The 17058-nt window shown below is 69.1% G+C and carries 14 protein-coding genes; 11 read left to right on the forward strand and 3 right to left on the reverse strand.

What is annotated here, in order from left to right:
- Positions 1 to 174: 174 nt before the first annotated feature.
- The 6 genes from MKK69_RS10390 (at position 175) to MKK69_RS10415 (ending at position 6579) form a co-directional block, all read left to right on the forward strand.
- Positions 175 to 1695: an NADH-quinone oxidoreductase subunit M gene (locus MKK69_RS10390; protein ID WP_243967718.1), complete on the forward strand. Its 1521-nt coding sequence runs from the start codon at positions 175 to 177 to the stop codon at positions 1693 to 1695.
- A gap of 10 nt (positions 1696 to 1705) precedes the next feature.
- Positions 1706 to 3151 carry an NADH-quinone oxidoreductase subunit NuoN gene (nuoN, locus tag MKK69_RS10395; RefSeq protein ID WP_243967719.1) on the forward strand — a complete coding sequence of 482 codons (1446 nt, stop codon included), beginning with the start codon at positions 1706 to 1708 and terminating at the stop codon, positions 3149 to 3151.
- 7 nt (positions 3152 to 3158) lie between these two features.
- The gene (locus MKK69_RS10400) at positions 3159 to 3962 is read left to right on the forward strand and encodes a biotin--[acetyl-CoA-carboxylase] ligase (RefSeq protein WP_243967720.1); all 804 of its coding nucleotides are present in this window, start codon (positions 3159 to 3161) and stop codon (positions 3960 to 3962) included.
- 16 nt (positions 3963 to 3978) lie between these two features.
- On the forward strand, positions 3979 to 5652 hold the full coding sequence (locus tag MKK69_RS10405) for a ribonuclease J (protein ID WP_243967721.1): 1674 nt from the start codon (positions 3979 to 3981) through the stop codon (positions 5650 to 5652).
- Positions 5653 to 5842: 190 nt separating this feature from the next.
- Positions 5843 to 6247 (forward strand): methylmalonyl-CoA epimerase, encoded by a 405-nt coding sequence (mce, locus tag MKK69_RS10410; RefSeq protein ID WP_243967722.1) that lies wholly within the window; start codon positions 5843 to 5845, stop codon positions 6245 to 6247.
- Positions 6248 to 6252: 5 nt separating this feature from the next.
- Positions 6253 to 6579: a DUF1467 family protein gene (locus MKK69_RS10415; protein WP_243967723.1), complete on the forward strand. Its 327-nt coding sequence runs from the start codon at positions 6253 to 6255 to the stop codon at positions 6577 to 6579.
- A gap of 5 nt (positions 6580 to 6584) precedes the next feature.
- Here the strand turns inward: MKK69_RS10415 and MKK69_RS10420 are convergent, their stop codons facing one another.
- On the reverse strand, positions 6585 to 6782 hold the full coding sequence (locus tag MKK69_RS10420) for a hypothetical protein (RefSeq protein WP_243967724.1): 198 nt from the start codon (positions 6780 to 6782) through the stop codon (positions 6585 to 6587).
- A 567-nt stretch (positions 6783 to 7349) separates the two neighbouring features.
- Here MKK69_RS10420 and proS point away from each other — a divergent pair.
- The 4 genes from proS to MKK69_RS10440 all read left to right on the forward strand — a co-directional run bounded on the left by proS (position 7350) and on the right by MKK69_RS10440 (position 11177).
- Complete coding sequence (proS, locus tag MKK69_RS10425; RefSeq protein WP_243967726.1) at positions 7350 to 8675, forward strand: proline--tRNA ligase; 1326 nt, start codon at positions 7350 to 7352, stop codon at positions 8673 to 8675.
- Between the two features lie 8 nt (positions 8676 to 8683).
- Positions 8684 to 9985: a lipoprotein-releasing ABC transporter permease subunit gene (locus MKK69_RS10430; RefSeq protein ID WP_243967728.1), complete on the forward strand. Its 1302-nt coding sequence runs from the start codon at positions 8684 to 8686 to the stop codon at positions 9983 to 9985.
- A 14-nt stretch (positions 9986 to 9999) separates the two neighbouring features.
- Positions 10000 to 10713 (forward strand): ABC transporter ATP-binding protein, encoded by a 714-nt coding sequence (locus MKK69_RS10435; RefSeq protein ID WP_243967729.1) that lies wholly within the window; start codon positions 10000 to 10002, stop codon positions 10711 to 10713.
- A 197-nt stretch (positions 10714 to 10910) separates the two neighbouring features.
- Positions 10911 to 11177, forward strand: a complete 267-nt coding sequence (locus MKK69_RS10440; RefSeq protein ID WP_243967730.1) for a hypothetical protein — start codon at positions 10911 to 10913, stop codon at positions 11175 to 11177.
- Between the two features lie 157 nt (positions 11178 to 11334).
- Here MKK69_RS10440 and MKK69_RS10445 read toward each other — a convergent pair whose 3' ends face one another.
- Positions 11335 to 12624, reverse strand: a complete 1290-nt coding sequence (locus MKK69_RS10445; RefSeq protein WP_243967731.1) for a glycosyltransferase — start codon at positions 12622 to 12624, stop codon at positions 11335 to 11337.
- 551 nt (positions 12625 to 13175) lie between these two features.
- Between MKK69_RS10445 and dnaE the strand changes: the two genes are divergently transcribed.
- Complete coding sequence (gene dnaE / locus MKK69_RS10450) at positions 13176 to 16694, forward strand: DNA polymerase III subunit alpha (protein WP_243967732.1); 3519 nt, start codon at positions 13176 to 13178, stop codon at positions 16692 to 16694.
- A 133-nt stretch (positions 16695 to 16827) separates the two neighbouring features.
- Here dnaE and MKK69_RS10455 read toward each other — a convergent pair whose 3' ends face one another.
- Positions 16828 to 17040 carry a hypothetical protein gene (locus MKK69_RS10455; RefSeq protein WP_243967733.1) on the reverse strand — a complete coding sequence of 71 codons (213 nt, stop codon included), beginning with the start codon at positions 17038 to 17040 and terminating at the stop codon, positions 16828 to 16830.
- Positions 17041 to 17058: the final 18 nt, after the last annotated feature.

Here is a 17058-nt window from a genome sequence, read left to right on the forward strand (position 1 = left end):
GGGGGGAGCGACGGTGCAGGACCGGGCTTCGGCCTTCACGTTCGCTTTGGCTCCTTTGGAAGCCGGGCTCCCCTCTCCCGACCCTCGCTCACGCGAGGGCCACCCTCCCCCGCAGAGGGGGGAGGGAGGTGCGGCGTCGGCCGGATCGGATCTCGGATACAGGATCGTTCACTGATGCTCGGCCTCGGCATCCTCTCCGGCCTGCTGATCGTGCCGCTCTGCGGCGCGGCCTTCATCCTGACGCTGAACGGCGACGAGGCTTCCGTCGCGCGCAACAGCCGCTGGGCTGCGCTCGCCACCACGATCGTCACCTTCGTGCTCTCGCTGGTGGCCTGGGGCCGCTACGACGCCGCCTCGGCGAGCTTCCAGCTGGTCGAGAGCCATCCGTGGCTCGCCGAGACGATCCGGTTCAAGCTCGGCGTCGACGGCTTCTCGATCCCGCTCGTCCTGCTGACCACCTTCCTGATGCCGTTCTGCATCGGTGCCTCGTGGCACTCGATCCACTTCCGGGTGAAGGAGTATTTCGTCGCCTTCCTCGTCCTCGAGACGACGATGATCGGCGTGTTCGAGTCGCTCGACCTGCTGCTGTTCTACCTGTTCTTCGAGGCCGGCCTGATCCCGATGTTCCTGATCATCGGCATCTGGGGCGGGCAGCGCCGGGTCTATGCCAGCTTCAAGTTCTTCCTCTACACCCTGCTCGGCTCGGTGCTGATGCTGCTCGCCGTGATGGCGATGTACTGGCAGGCCGGTACCACCGACATCCCGACCCTGCTGCAGTACCGCTTCCCGGTGCAGGTGCAGACCTGGCTGTGGCTCGCTTTCTTCGCCTCCTTCGCGGTGAAGATGCCGATGTGGCCGGTCCATACCTGGCTGCCCGATGCCCACGTGGAGGCGCCCACCGCCGGCTCGGTGATCCTGGCCGGCATCCTCCTGAAGATGGGCGGCTACGGCTTCATCCGGATCTCGCTGCCGATGCTGCCGGTGGCGAGCCACGACTTCGCGCCTCTGGTCTTCGCCCTCTCGGTGATCGCGATCATCTTCACCTCGCTCACCGCGATGATGCAGACCGACATTAAGAAGCTGATCGCCTACTCGTCGGTGGCCCATATGGGCTTCGTAACGCTGGGCCTGTTCACCCTGAACGAGCAGGGCATCCAGGGCGCGCTGTTCCTGATGATCTCGCACGGCATCGTGTCGGGGGCGCTGTTCCTCTGCGTCGGCGTCGTCTACGACCGGATGCACACCCGCGAGATCTCGGCCTATGGCGGCCTCGTCAAGCGGATGCCGCTCTACGCGGTGGCCATGATGGTGTTCACCATGGCCAATGTCGGCCTGCCCGGCACCTCCGGCTTCGTCGGCGAGTTCCTGTCGATGCTCGGCGCCTTCAAGGCAAACCCGAACGTCGCCTTCTTCTCGACCTTCGGCATCATCCTGTCGGCGGCCTACGCCCTGTGGCTCTACGCCCGGGTGATCTACGGTAAGCTGGAGAAGCCGAACCTCCAGGGCATCCTGGATCTGGATCTGCGCGAAAAGATCATCCTGGCGCCGCTGGTCGCGCTGACGATCTATTACGGCGTGCATCCGGCCCCGGTGCTCGACGTGTTCGCGCCCTCGACCGACGCGCTGATGGCCAGCATGAAGGCCGCCCTCTCGAACACCCAGACGGCCGCAGCCGCGCTGCCGATCCCGCGCTGAGGCGGACACCATGCCCACCGTCCACTCCGTCCTGCCCTCGCTGGCGCCGCTCCTGCCCGAGCTGATCCTCGGCATCGGCGTCCTGGTCCTGATCCTCTACGGCGCTTGGCGCGGCGAGCGCTCGGCCGAGACCGTGAGCGTCGGCGCCCTGGTGCTCCTGCTCGTCGCCCTCTCGGTGGTGATCTCCCAGCCGGTGCATGGCCGGGTCACGACCCTGTCGGGCGCCTTCGTGTCGGATTCCTTCTCCAAGGTGATGAAGTCGCTGGTGCTGCTCGGCTCGGCCTCGACGATCCTGCTGGCGCACGACTTCTTCAAGCGCGAGCGCATCGACCGGTTCGAATTCCCGGTGCTGATCGTGCTGTGCACCATCGGCATGATGGTGATGGTCTCGGCCAACGATCTGATCGCGCTCTACCTGGGCCTGGAGCTGCAATCGCTCGCCGCCTACGTGATCGCGGCCTTCCATCGGGACGACGCCAAGTCCACCGAGGCCGGCCTCAAATACTTCGTGCTCGGTGCGCTCTCCTCCGGGATGCTGCTCTACGGCGCCTCCCTGGTCTACGGCTTCACCGGCACTGTTTCCTTCCCCGGCATCGTCTCGGCGCTGAACGAGAATGCCGGTCTCGGCATCGTGCTGGGGATCGTGTTCCTGGCGGCCGGCGTCTGCTTCAAGATGTCGGCGGTTCCGTTCCACATGTGGACCCCCGACGTCTACGAGGGCTCGCCGACCCCGGTGACCGCCTTCTTCGCCACCGCGCCCAAGATGGCGGCGGTGTCGATGACGGTCCGGGTGTTCATCGGCGCCATGCCGGACGTGACGGCGATCTGGCAGCAGATCTTCATCTTCGTCTCGGTGGTGTCGATGGCGCTCGGCTCCTTCGCGGCCATCGGCCAGAGCTCGATCAAGCGCCTGATGGCCTACTCGTCGATCGCCAATATCGGCTACGCCCTGATCGGACTGGCCTGCGGCTCGGAGGAGGGGATCAGCGGGCTCGTCACCTACATGATCATCTACCTCGCGATGACGCTCGGCACCTTCGCGATCATCCTGTCGCTCCGGCGTCGGGACGTGATGTTCGAGTCGATCGAGGATCTGTCCGGCCTATCGCGCACCCATCCCTGGCTGGCCTTCTGCCTCGCCGCAATGATGTTCTCGCTCGCCGGCATCCCGCCCCTGGCCGGGTTCTTCGCGAAGTTCTACGTGTTCGCCGCCGCCATCAAGGCGGGGCTCGTCACCTTGGCGGTGATCGGCGTGGTCACCAGCGTGGTCGGCGCCTACTACTACCTGCGCATCGTGCGGATCATGTATTTCGACGAGCCGAAGGAGCCCTACGAGGCGATGGCCCCGGGCCTGCGCGTGGTCCTGGCGCTGTCGAGCGTCGTGGTGGTGCTGTTCTTCCTGCTCCCGGGACCGCTGGTCGGCGCCGCCGGCCGCGCCGCCCGGTCGCTGTTCTAGGATCGCCTTGCGCTATCGACTCGGGCCCGAGGCCCGCGCCCAGGGCCACCGCCTGCACGTCCACGACACCCTCGGCTCCACCAACACGGAGGCGATGGCTCAGGCGCGGGCCGGTGAGACCGGACCGCTCTGGGTGGTGACCCATCGCCAGGAGGCGGGCCGCGGCCGGCGGGGCAATGCCTGGGCGTCCCTGCCGGGCAACCTCGCGGCGAGCGTGCTCTGGCCGGTGGCCGGTGTGGCGCCGGACCACCTCGCCGAGCTCGGATTCGTGGCCGGCCTCGCCTTGATCGAGGCGCTGGAGGCGGCCTGCGGCACCCTGCCGGATACCGGATCGGAGCCCGGCACCCGATCTTTCCAACTCAAATGGCCGAACGACGTGCTACGCGGTCGGGCCAAGCTCGCCGGCCTGCTGCTGGAAGCCGAGACCCTGCCGGGGGGCCGGCGCGCCGCAGTGATCGGCTTCGGCGTCAACGTCGCGGCAGCGCCCGAGGGACTTGGCGCGACGAGCTTGGCCGCGATGGGTTACGCGGGCGGCGCCGAAGCGCTACTGGAACATCTCTCGGACCGGATGGCCGCGCAGGCGCGCGCCTGGGACCGGGGACGGAATTTCGCTGCCCTGCGCGCCGACTGGCTTGCGCGGGCCGCCGGTCTCGGATCGGAGATCGCGGTGCACAGCGGCGGGCGCATCCTGCGGGGCGTGTTCGAGACGATCGACGAGGGGGGGCGGCTCGTGATCCTCGCCCCCGATGGGAACCGGCATACCGTGACGGCGGGCGAGGTGCATTTCGGATCGGCCGCGACGGCGGCCTGAGTTTGGACGACGACAGATGGTGATGGGACAGGAGGAGCTGGTCTTCCTGCCGCTCGGCGGCGTGGGCGAGATCGGGATGAATGCGGCCCTCTACGGGTTCGGTCCGGAGAAGGGCCGGAAGTGGATCATGGTCGATTGCGGCATGGGCTTTGCCGGCGAGGAGAACATGCCGGGCATCGACCTGATGTTCCCCGACCTCTCCTTCATCGAGGAGCGGCGCAAGGACCTGCTCGGGATCTTTATCACCCACGCGCACGAGGACCATATCGGCGCGATCTCGGAACTGTGGTCGCGGCTCAAGGTGCCGGTCTACGCGACGCGCTTCGCCAAGAACCTGCTGGAGACCCGCCGCCTCTCCGAACCCGGTGCGCCGAAGGTTGACCTGCGGGAGGTCAAGCCCGGCCGGCGCATCACCATCGGGCCGTTCGAGCTCGAATACGTCCCGGTCTCGCACTCGATCCCGGAATCGAATGCCATCGCGATCCGCACCGCCGCGGGCCTCGTGGTCCATACCGGCGACTGGAAGATCGACCCGACCCCGGTGGCCGGCGAGGTCACCTCGCCGGAGGCGTTCACGGCCCTCGGCGACGAGGGAATCCTGGCGCTGGTCTGCGATTCCACCAACGTCGTGCGCGAAGGCTTCTCGCCGAGCGAGCGCGAGGTGGCCCAGACCCTCAAGACGCTGGTCGCGGACGCCCCCCACCGGGTGGCGGTGACCACCTTCGCATCGAACGTCGCCCGCATCCGCGCGGTCGCCGAGGCCGCGGTGGCCTGCGGCCGCGAGATCGTCGCGGTCGGCCGGGCCATGGACCGGGTGATCGACGTCGCCCGCGAGTGCGGCTACCTCGACGGGCTGCCCGAGTTCCGCCGGGCGGATTCCTGGAAGAGCTTGCCCCGCGAACGGGTCGTGGCCCTGCTCACCGGCTCGCAGGGCGAGCCGCGGGCGGCGCTCGCCCGCGTGTCCCGGCGCGACCATCCGGATATCGGCCTGACCGCCGGCGACCGGGTGATTTTTTCCTCACGGGCGATTCCGGGCAACGAGCGCGATGTCGGGTCGATCATCAACGACCTGATCGAGCAGGGCGTCGAGGTGATCACCGACCGCACCGAGCTCGTCCACGTCTCCGGCCACCCGCGCCGGGACGAGATGGTCGAGATGTACAAGTGGACCCGCCCCGGCACCGCGATCCCGGTCCACGGCGAGGCGCTTCACCTCGACGAGCATGCCCGCTTCGCCCGGGCGCAGGGCGTCCAGAACGTGGTCAAGGCCCGCAACGGCAGCCTGATCCGCCTGAGCCCCGGCACGCCCGCGGTGATCGACCACGTGAAGGCCGGCCGCCTGTTCAAGGACGGCGACGTCCTGATCGACGAGAAGGACCGGGCGATCCCGGAGCGGCGCAAGCTCATGCAGGCCGGGCTCGTCTCGGTGGCCATCGCCATCGACGAGGACGGCGTGGTGCTCGGCGAGCCGGCGGTGGACATCATCGGCCTGCCCAACCGCGGCCGGTCCGGCGACCCGCTGATCGAGACCGTGGTCGACGCGGTCACTCGGACCCTGTCGGGGATGTCCCGGGGCAAGCTCAAGGACTCGGAGGGCGTCGAGAAGGGCGTCGACCGGGCGGTGCGCACCGCCGTCAACGAGGTCTGGGGCAAGAAGCCGGCCTGCCACGTGCAGGTCGTGGAGGTTTGAGACTGGCTGCCGATTTCAGGGCGCTCTAGTGTCCAGGAGGTACCGGCTCATCCGACGCTGGCCGGATGCAACGCGCGTCCCCTTTCCCGCCCGGGAGGGGGGCACGTAGCGTCCGCCAGTGGCGGCTGAGCCTCCAGCCGAACAAAATCGCCCTCGAAAAGAGGGCTTCTCTCGTGGGGAGGAACCAAACATGATCGGCCGTCTCAACCACGTCGCCATCGCGGTGCAGGATCTCGAGGCCGCCTGCGCGGTCTACCGCGATACGCTGGGCGCCACGGTCACGCCGCCGCTGCAGCAGCCCGAGCACGGTGTCACCGTGGTGTTCGTCGAACTGCCGAACAGCAAGGTCGAACTGATGGCGCCCCTCGGGGAGGACTCGCCGATCGCGGCCTTCGTGGCCCGCAACCCGGGCGGCGGCGTTCACCACGTCTGCTACGAGGTCGACGACATCCTGGCGGCCCGCGATACGCTCAAGGCGCAGGGCGCCCGCGTGCTCGGCACCGGCGAGCCGCGGATCGGCGCCCATGGCAAGCCGGTCCTGTTCCTGCACCCGAAGGACTTTCTGGGCACCCTGGTCGAGCTGGAGCAGGTCTGAAGCCCATGATGACCACGCTGGCCCGCTCGACGCCGGTGACGCTCGTCGTCATCACGGTGCTGGTCGCGGCCTTCGTGGCGGCGGGGGTGGGCCTGTTCAAGCTGACCGTGGGCGGCGCCATCGCCCTCTACTTCGTGGTGTGGTGGACGCTGCTCTTCGCGATCCTGCCCCTGCGCAACCAGCCCGAACGCCGGGCGACCCACATCGTGCCGGGCCAGGATCCGGGCGCACCCGCGGCGCCGCGACTGCGCGAGAAGGCGATCTGGACGACGCTGGTCGCGGGGGCCGCCTTCCTCATCGCGCTGGCGGTGTTCCCACTGACGGGGCTGTGACAGGCTCAGAGTAGCGTTCCGGAGGACGAGGTCACCGTCAGCGACTTGCCCGCCCGCGCCACGAGATGCGCGAAGGCCAGGGCCGCCGCGGAGGCCTGCGCGGCCGACGGGAAGGTCTGATCCGACTCGGCGATCGTCTCACGGGCCTCGTTGCGGAGGATCCAGGCCCAGCCCGTTTCGGCTTGGCGAATCTCGAAGTGCATGGCGGGCTCACCCAGGCTGCTGAGCCCATCATGGGCGGCGCAACAGCCTGCCGGGTTAACGGCCTGCCCGACGCGAGCCGAAGCCGCGTCTTCTCCGCGCTTTCACCAGTCTTCACAGCGTCCCGGGCCGCCGCGGCCGGCCCCGGAGAAGCCCCGCCGCGTCGCTGCGCCTGAAATAAAAAAAGCAAGGCCCGAGGCCTTGCTTTCAAGCTTCACTGGCTCGACCATTAAAGTCCTCCGCATTTCCTGCGGGGCGGTCGTTTTTCCTCCCGAGACTCGGACCTTGCGCCGCCTCTTCCGGGCATCGCAAACATCGCCGGACGCTTATAGGAACAACAATTCGTGTTGTCACCGGGTCCAAGCGAAAAATCTGCGCTTTCTTGCCGGCAAACGGGCAGATCGCCTCTGTTTCGGCCAGCGGGCGGCTGAAAGGCGAGGGCGCCTCCGGTTCGCCGCGATTACGCCGCGCCGTGGTCGTGCAGTGCTTGTAATTTGCGTCTCCGGCGTGTTGTGTGCCGGCGCGCCGCGGCTCCTCCCGGCCGGATCCAACATCCAAGACCGGACGATATGCGTCTCTCCCGCTACTTCATGCCGACCTTGCGCGAGACGCCCAAGGAAGCCGAGATCGTCTCGCACCGGCTGATGCTGCGCGCCGGCTTGGTCCGCCAGGAGGCCGCCGGCATCTACGCGTGGCTGCCGCTCGGCCTGCGGGTGCTGGAGCGCGTCTGCGCGGTGATCCGCCGGGAGCAGGACCGCTCCGGCGCCATCGAGATCCTGATGCCGACGGTGCAGTCCGCCGAACTCTGGAAGGAATCCGGCCGCTACGACGCCTACGGCAAGGAGATGCTGCGCCTGAAGGACCGGCACGACCGCGAGATGCTCTACGGCCCCACCGCCGAGGAGATGGTCACCGAGATTTTTCGGGCGAGCGTCCGGTCGTACAAGGATCTCCCGAAGAACCTCTATCAGATCTCGTGGAAGTTCCGCGACGAGGTGCGGCCGCGCTTCGGCACGATGCGCTCGCGCGAGTTCCTGATGAAGGACGCCTACTCGTTCGACTTCGATCAGGCCGGCGCCCGTCACGCCTACAACCGCATGTTCGTGGCTTACCTGCGCACCTTCGTGGGGCTCGGCCTCAAGGCGATCCCGATGCGCGCCGAGACCGGCCCGATCGGCGGCGACCTGTCCCACGAGTTCATCATCCTGGCCAAGACCGGCGAGAGCGAAGTCTTCTGCGACAAGGCCTATCTCGACATCGCCATCCCGCCGGAAACGGTCGATTTCGACGACGTCGCCGGCCTCCAGGGCATCGTGGATGCCTGGACCTCGCACTACGCCGCCACCGAGGACATGCACGAGCCGGCGGCCTTCGCGGAGGTCCCCGAGGAGAGCCGCCTCGCCGCACGCGGCATCGAGGTCGGGCATATCTTCTATTTCGGCACGAAATATTCCGAGCCGATGGGCGCCAAGGTCGCCGGGCCGGACGGGATCGAGCGGCCGGTCCATATGGGTTCCTACGGCATCGGCCCGAGCCGGCTGGTGGCGGCGATCATCGAATCCAGCCACGACGAGGCCGGGATCATCTGGCCGGATTCCGTGGCACCCTTCGACGTGGCTCTGATCAACCTCAAGGTCGGTGATGCCGCCACCGACGCCGCCTGCGCGCAGATCCAGTCGGATCTCGAGACCGCCGGCCTGACGGTCCTCTACGACGACCGCGATGAGCGCCCGGGTGCGAAATTCGCCACCGCCGACCTGATCGGCCTGCCCTGGCAGGTGATCGTCGGGCCGAAGGGGCTGGCCGAGGGCAAGGTCGAGTTGAAGCGGCGCGCCGGCGGCGAGCGCGAGAGCCTCGCGATCGTCGACCTGCTGGCGCGAATCCGGCGCGTCTGAGGGCTCCGATGGCGGCATCCGCGGCGATCGACCGGGTGAGGGGCTTCGCGGCCTCGTTCCGCCAGCAGGGGACCGCGCCGTTCGCGCCGTTCGAGTGGATCCTCGCCGGCCGCTACCTGCGGGCGCGGCGCCGGGGCGGGGGCGTCTCGGTAGTGGCATTCTTCTCGGTACTGGGCATCGCCCTCGGCGTCGCCACGCTGATCATCGTCCTGTCGGTGATGAACGGTTTCCGGGCAGAGCTCCTGTCGAAGATCGTCGGCATCAACGGTCACCTGTTCGCCACGCCGATCGACCGGCCGTTCAACGACTGGACCGACCTGTCGGAGCGCCTGTCCAAGGTGGCGGGGGTGCGCGCCGCCGTGCCGCTGGTGGAGGGTCAGGCCTTCGCCTCGTCGCAATACGGCGGCTCGGGCGTGATCATCCGCGGCGTGCGCGCCGCCGACCTCGACGCCCTGGCGGCGGTCTCGTCCTCGATCCGCGGCGGCACCCTGGAGGGTTTTGACGACGGCACCGGCGTGCTGATCGGCCGGCGCCTCGCCGACACGCTGGGCCTGCAGGCCGGCGACACGATCACGCTGGTGACGCCCAAGGGCTCCTCGACCCCATTCGGCACCGCGCCGCGGACCAAGAGCTACACCGTCAAGGCGGTGTTCGAGGTCGGCATGACGGAGTTCGACCAGACCTTCGTGTTCATGCCCCTCGCCGAGGCGCAGGCGTTCTTTAACAAGGACGGCGACGTCAGCATGATCGAGATCTACGTCGACGAGCCCGACCATGTCGGCGAGATGCGCGAACCGCTGGAAATGGCGGCCGAGCGCCCGATCCTGCTGACCGACTGGCGCCAGCGCAACCGGACCTTCTTCGGGGCACTGGAGGTCGAGCGCAACGTGATGTTCCTGATCCTCAGCCTGATCGTGGTGGTGGCGACGCTCAACATCGTCTCCGGCCTGATCCTGCTGGTGCGCGACAAGTCGAGCGACATCGCGATCCTGCGCACCATGGGGGCGACGCCCGGCACGATCATGCGGGTGTTCCTGATCAACGGTGCGCTAATCGGCGTCGTCGGGACGCTCGGCGGGCTGGCGCTGGGCGTCCTGATCACCCTCAACATCAAGCCGATCCAGCACGTGCTGTTTCCGGGGGCCTGGGATCCGACCGTCCGGTTCCTGGCGGAGATCCCGGCCCAGATGAACCCGAAGGAGATCACCGCCGTGGTGATCACCGCGCTGCTGCTGTCGCTCGCGGCGACGCTCTATCCCTCCTGGCGCGCCGCCCGGCTCGATCCGGTGCAGGCCCTCCGCTACGGCTGACGGGCCACCCGCGCATGACCGACTCGAGCCAGATCGCCGGCGACCAGCCGGTGCCGGCCCTGTTCTTTTCCCGCGTCGAGCGGCGCTATGCCCAGGCCGAGGGGGCGCTGGAAATCCTGCGCGGCGCCGATCTCGCGATCTGGCCGGGGGAGCTGGTGGCCCTGGTGGCGCCCTCCGGCGCCGGCAAGTCGACGCTGCTCCACCTCGCCGGGCTCCTGGAGCGGCCGGACGGGGGGGAGGTCTATATCGGCGGCCAGCCCACCGCCGCGATGGCGGATTCCGAGCGCACCCGCCTGCGGCGCGAGGAGATGGGCTTCGTCTACCAGTTCCACCACCTCCTGCCGGAGTTCTCCGCATTGGAGAACGTGGTGATGCCGCAGCTCATCCGCGGCCTGAAGGCGCCGGAGGCGAAGAGCCGGGCCACCGAGCTCCTGAGCTTCCTCGGCCTCAAGGAGCGGCTGCCGCACCGCCCGGCGGAGCTGTCGGGGGGCGAGCAGCAGCGCGTCGCCATCGCCCGGGCGGTGGCCAACGGGCCGCGGCTGCTGCTGGCCGACGAGCCCACCGGCAACCTCGACCCGGGCACGGCCGGCCACGTCTTCTCGGTGCTGATGGCGCTGGTGCGGGCCTCGGGTCTCGCGGCCCTGGTGGCGACCCACAATCTGGACCTCGCCGCCCGCATGGACCGCCGGGTGACGATCCGCGACGGGCTGATCACGCCGCTCGACTGAGGACGGGCACACGCACCGGCGGGCCCGGAGGGCGCCGGACCTGCGCCCGACACGCCAGAGCGCCCGCGCGTTTTAATCCGTCGTGCCACGTGCGGCCCGTCACGCCGCGAAGTTTATCTTCCAACTATATTGCAGTTGTTGAGGACAAGCAGTGCCGATCTGAGACGATCGCCCTGCATAAAATTTGGAGAGACACCATGAAGACTAGCATTGCTGTTGCCGTCACTGCGCTCATGCTCGCCGCCGCGCCGCTCCCGTCCGCCCTGGCCTCCGACGGGGCCCGCTGGACCGGTTTCACCACCGCCGCACCCGAGACCACCGGCGCGCTCGGGCTCGGCCTCGGCGTCCACGATACGCCGCTCTACGAGGGCTGCCCGATGAGTTCGGCCGCCGAGGGCAACGCCAACCAGCAGACCCGGCCGGTCAAGCAGTACGGCCAGACCGCGGGCGGTCACCGCTGCTGATCCGGCGCGGCGACGGGTGACGCTCAAGCCCTTCTCCTATGTCATGATCGGCGCTTTCGCAGGCGGCGTCGTCATGACCCTGATCGGCTCGGCGATCGTGCTGCTGGGCCCGTGATCCCGCGGCATCGCTCCGGAACCGGAGCGGTGCCGCGCCCGCTTAAGGCGCGGGTGGCGATCCGCGGCCGCGCCCCGCATGCGTCGCCGCGGCGCGCGCGGCCGCCAGGGCCTCCACCTGGTCGCAGGCCTCGGTGATCGCGTCGCGGCCCTCCGCCATCCGTGCCCGGGCCGCCGCGGTGGCGCGCGCCACCGCGGGATCGGCGAGCAGCCGGCGCAGGATCCGGGACGCCCGAGCGGGGCGGAAGGCGCGGCGGCTCACGGTCGCGCCGAGGTCCCGGTCCTTGAGCCGCCGCCCCTCGTCGAAATGGTCGAACGCCACCGGGACCACGAGTTGCGGGATCCCCGCCGCCAGCGCCTGCGCCACCGTCCCGACGCCACCGTGATGAACCAGGGCGGCACTGCGCGGCAGCAGGGTGCTCAGGGGCGCGTAGGGCAGGTGGATGATCCCGTCCGGCAGTGGCTTGGGGATCTGGCCGCCCTGGGGGGCGAGCAGGACGCCGCGCCGACCCATGCGGCGGCACGTCTGCACCGCGGTGTCGAAAAAGCCGGCCCCCTGGCGCATCGCCGAGCCGTAGGTGAAGACGATCGGCGCGTCGCCCGCCGCCAGGAAGGCGTCGAGCTCCGGCGGCATGGTGGGCACGTCGCCGAACCGGTCCACCAGCGGGAAGCCGAGTTGCACCGCCTGGGTGGGCCAATCCGCCTGCGGAGCCGCGTACCAGTCCGGGAACATCAGAAGCATGCGCGTCGGGCTGTTCCACCAGTGCCGCAGCCGGTGGACCGGATCGAGTCCGAGGCGCGCGCGCAGGGCGTTCAGCGGCGGCAGCGTGAACGGACCGACCGCGAACCGGTCGACCCCGAGGTTGACGTAGGCCCGGAGCGCCGCCGGCAGCAGCCGCGGCAGGGCGAGCCCGGGGAGACGGGGGGGATCGGACCGGCTCTCGATCAGGAACGGCATCACGTGCAGCGTCGCGGTCGGGAGGTCGTAGAGATCCTGGGCGAGTCGTGCGCCCCAACCGAGGGGCGAGGCGACCACCAGCAGGTTCACTCCGCGCGCCCGGGTCGCCCCCAGCCACAGACAGGTCGCCTCCGCCATGCGCAGGGCATAGTCGAACATGGGCCGGAAGCCCTGTTGCGGATGCCACAGATCCGGCTGGCGGATCACCGCCTCGTAATCGGCCACCGTCCCGAGGGGCTGGAACGCGAGGCCGGCCCGGCGCGCCATCGCCTCGAACGGGGCCGGGGCGGCCAGCGAGACGCCGTGACCGCGCGCGAGCAGCTCATGCCCCAGCGCGATGAACGGCAGCACGTCGCCATGTGTGCCCACGGCCACCAAGGCGACGTCGAAGCTCTCGGCCGTCGGATGCGCGGGAATGGCTTGCTCCTTACGACCCCCCCAATGCGGTGACGGGCTCGTTTCGAGGGCGGGGCATGCCAGCCCGCCCGATGCGCATCAAGACACTTTTTACCGTAACCCCAAGACGTGACCGCCTGACGCGCGCCGGCCCTTTCCTTGGAACAAAACATGAACATACTGGGCCGGGCACACGGGAGGCACGGCGATGCAGAAGCGGTTGGTCCTGACCGGGATGGTCGAGCTGATGATCGAACTCATGGCGTTCGGGATGCTGTTCGCGGCGGTGGGGGCGTGGGCGATAGCCTTGGCACCGGTGCGTTAGCGGGTTTTCGCCGATGGCCGCCCGGTTCCCGCCACGGAGGGCTTATGCACAGGCGATCACCCTTCGGCGACCGATTATCCACAGGGGCGGCCGGAACTGGTGCTCAAGGGGCACGACCGGTGGATATCGTCGGCCGATGGCCCGGCCTACGTCGACTTGGTGACGGCGAGGGGGGATGCTGGGCGATCCCTGTACAAGGTCGGCCATGCCACGTCAGCTCAAGGAGGTCGGCTTCGTCCACCTCCATGTCCATTCGTCCTATTCCCTGCTCGAAGGTGCCCTAAAGGTCGGTACCTTGATCAAGGCCGCGGTCGCCGACCGGCAGCCGGCCCTGGCGCTCACCGACACCAACAACCTGTTCGGGGCGCTCGAATTCTCCGAGAAGGCGGCCGGGGAGGGCGTGCAGCCGATCGCCGGCGTGCAGCTCTCGGTGGCGTTCGAGGCCGCGGATCCCCACCAGCGAAACGCCCCGACGAGCCACAGCATCGTGCTGCTGGCCCAGGACGAGGCCGGCTACGCCAACCTGCTGCGGCTCGCGAGCCGCGCCTATTTCGACACCGCGCTCGGCGAGTCCCCCCGCCTCGATGCCGCGGCGCTCGTCGGATCCTCGGACGGGCTGATCGCGCTCACCGGCGGCCTGTCGGGCCCCCTCGACGCGGCCTTCCGGGCGGGCCGGCCCGAACTGGCGCTTGCCCGCCTGAAGCGCCTCAAGGAGGCCTTCGGCGAGGACCGGCTCTATGTCGAGCTCCAGCGCCACGGTCAGTCCGAGGAGGGGCGGGTCGAGACCGCGCTCCTCGACCTCGCCGGCCGTCACGGCCTCGGGATCGTGGCGACGAATGAGCCCTATTTCGCCAAGCCCGACGATTACGACGCCCATGACGCCCTGCTGGCCATCGCGGAGGGGCGGATCGTCTCGGACGAGCGCCGCCGGCGGGTGACGCCGAGCCACGCCTTTAAGACGCGGGCCGAGATGGCCGAACTGTTCCGCGACCTGCCGGAGGCCCTCCAGGCCACGGTGGAGATCGCCATGCGCTGCGCCGTGCGGGCGCGGACCCGTAAGCCGATCCTGCCGAATTTCGGCGCCGTGGCGGCGGGCGAGAAGCCCCCGATGGCCGACGCGCTGGCCGAGGCTTCGGAGGCGGGTGCCCAGGCGGTCTCGGCCGACGAGCCAACCGAACTGCGCCGTCAGGCCGAGGCCGGACTGGAACTGCGCCTGAAGCAGCACGGCACCGCGCCCGGCTTCTCCGAAGACGATTACCGCAAGCGCCTCGCCTTCGAGCTCGACGTCATCGTGTCGATGAAGTTCCCGGGCTACTTCCTGATCGTCTCCGACTTCATCAAGTGGGCCAAGGACCACGATATCCCGGTGGGGCCGGGCCGCGGCTCCGGTGCCGGCTCGCTGGTGGCGTGGTCGCTGCTGATCACCGACCTCGACCCGCTGCGCTTCGGCCTGCTGTTCGAGCGCTTCCTCAACCCCGAGCGCGTCTCGATGCCGGATTTCGACATCGACTTCTGCGTCGAGGGCCGCGAGCGGGTGATCCGCTACGTGCAGCAGCGCTACGGCGAGGGGCAGGTCGGGCAGATCATCACCTTCGGCACGCTTCTCGCCCGCGGCGTGCTGCGCGATGTCGGCCGCGTCCTGGAGATGCCCTACGGGCAGGTCGACAAGCTGACCAAGCTGGTGCCGCAGAACCCGGCGAACCCGGTGACCCTCGCCCAGGCGATCGAGGGCGAGCCCAAGCTCCAGCAGGCCATGGAGGAGGAGCCGATCGTCGGCCGGCTCATCGACATCTCCAAGAAGCTCGAGGGTCTGCACCGCCACGCCTCGACCCACGCGGCCGGGGTGGTGATCGGCGACCGGCCCCTGGAGGAGTTGGTCCCGCTCTACCGCGATCCGAAGACCGGCATGCGGGTGACCCAGTTCAACATGAAGTGGGTCGAGCAGGCAGGGCTGGTGAAGTTCGACTTCCTGGGGCTCAAAACCCTGACCATGCTGCGGTGCTGCACGGATCTCCTGAAGAAGCGCGGCATCGACATCGATCTCGCGGGCCTGCCGCTCGACGACCCGAAGACCTACGAGCCGATGGGCCGGGGCGAGACCGTCGGCGTGTTCCAGGTGGAATCGGCCGGCATGCGCAAGGCGCTCTGCGAGATGCAGGCCGACCGGCTGGAGGACATCATCGCGCTCGTGGCGCTCTACCGGCCGGGCCCGATGGCCAACATCCCGGTCTATTGCGAGCGCAAGCTCGGCCGTGACGCCGGCAACGAGGCGTCCTGGTACCCGGACCCGAAGCTGGAGCCGATGCTGAAGGAGACGTTCGGCATCATCGTCTACCAGGAACAGGTGATGGAGATCGCCAAGGTCCTGGCCGGCTACTCGCTCGGCGAGGCCGACATGCTCCGGCGCGCCATGGGCAAGAAGATCCGCGCCGAGATGGACGCGCAGCGCGACCGGTTCCTGAAGGGCTGCATCGAGCGCGGCCTGACCAAGGCCAAGGCCAACGAGATCTTCGACCTGCTCGCCAAGTTCGCCGATTACGGCTTCAACAAGAGCCACGCGGCCGCCTACGCGCTGCTGACCTACCAGACCGCCTACCTGAAGGCGAACCATCCGGTCGAGTTCCTGGCGGCCGCCATGACCCTCGACATCGACAACACCGACAAGCTCGCGGAATTCCGCCAGGACGCGCAGCGCCTCAAGATCACCGTCGAGCCGCCCTCGATCAACACCTCCGGCGAGGTGTTCGAGGTCCGCGACGGAAAGATCTTCTACGCGCTCGCCGCCATCAAGGGCGTCGGCCGCGAGGCGGTGCGGGCGCTGGTGGAGGCCCGCGGCGACCGGCCGTTCAAGGACCTCGACTGCCTCGCCCGCCGAATCAATCCGCGGATGATCAACAAGCGCACCCTGGAGAGCCTCGTCCAGGCCGGGGCGCTGGACTGCATCGAGCCCGACCGGGCCCGGGCTTTCGCGGCGGTGGAGCCGATGATGAAGCTCGCCGCCAGCGCGGCGGAGGCCGAATCCGCCGGAGTCACCGACATGTTCGGCGGCGTCGTGGCGGACGACGTGTCATTGCGCATCCCGCCCCACGAGATCTGGCCGATGGCCGACACGCTCAAGCGCGAATACGCGGCGATCGGCTTCTTCGTCTCGGGCCACCCGCTGGACGAGTACGGCGACCTGCTCGACAAGCTGCGGGTGCAGAGCTGGGCCGATTTCTGCCGGGCGGTGCGGGCCGGGACCTCGAGCGTCGGCCGGGTCGCGGCCTCGGTGCTCGACCGGGCCGAGCGGCGCACCAAGACCGGCAACAAGATGGGCATCGTCACCCTCTCGGACCGGACGGCGCATTTCGAGGCGATCATCTTCTCCGAGGGCCTTGGCCAGTACCGCGACATCCTCGAACCGGGCCGCCCCCTGGTGCTGCAGCTCCAGGCGAACCTGGAGGGCGAGGATGTCCGTGCCCGCATCCTCACCGCCGAGCCCCTCGACCAAGCGGTGGCCCGCCACCAGAAGGGCATCCGCATCCACCTGAGCGACCCCCGCGGGGTCGGTCCGGTGCAGCAGCGGCTGTCGATGCGCGGCGAGAGCGAGGTGTCGCTGATCCTCAAGCTCGACGGCGGGGAGCGCGAGGTCGAGATCCGGCTGCCGGGCAAGTTCCAGGCGACCCCGACGCTCGCGGGCCAGCTCCGGACCGTGCCGGGGGTGGTGCAGGTGGAGGTGAGTTAGCAGGCCGCTCGCACGTCGCTGGCGGCTTGGTCGTGGAGCGGATTCACGTCGCCTGAATGAGGGGCGGCGTTGGGAGGTCCCCATTTCCGGGGGGCGATCCCGGCCCCCCGGACCGCGTGCGATCCGGGGCGATTCAGAGGCGCTTCGGCACGGGGCGCCGACAATAGCCGCGGGCCTCCGCGGTCGAGAGACCGTCCTGCGCGGCGATACATTGGTCGAGGGTCAGCCCGATGCTGGCGGCGTAGGGCTCGTTCGGCGACAGGGCCTCGCGGGCGAGGTTGGCCAAGTAGATCAGGAACGCGGCCGCCGCGAGCACGACGGCCGCAAGCACGGCTCGGTTCAGCATCGCGTCCACGCCCCGGCG

It is taken from the genome of Methylobacterium sp. J-026, assembly GCF_022829585.1.
GTDB lineage: Bacteria > Pseudomonadota > Alphaproteobacteria > Rhizobiales > Beijerinckiaceae > Methylobacterium.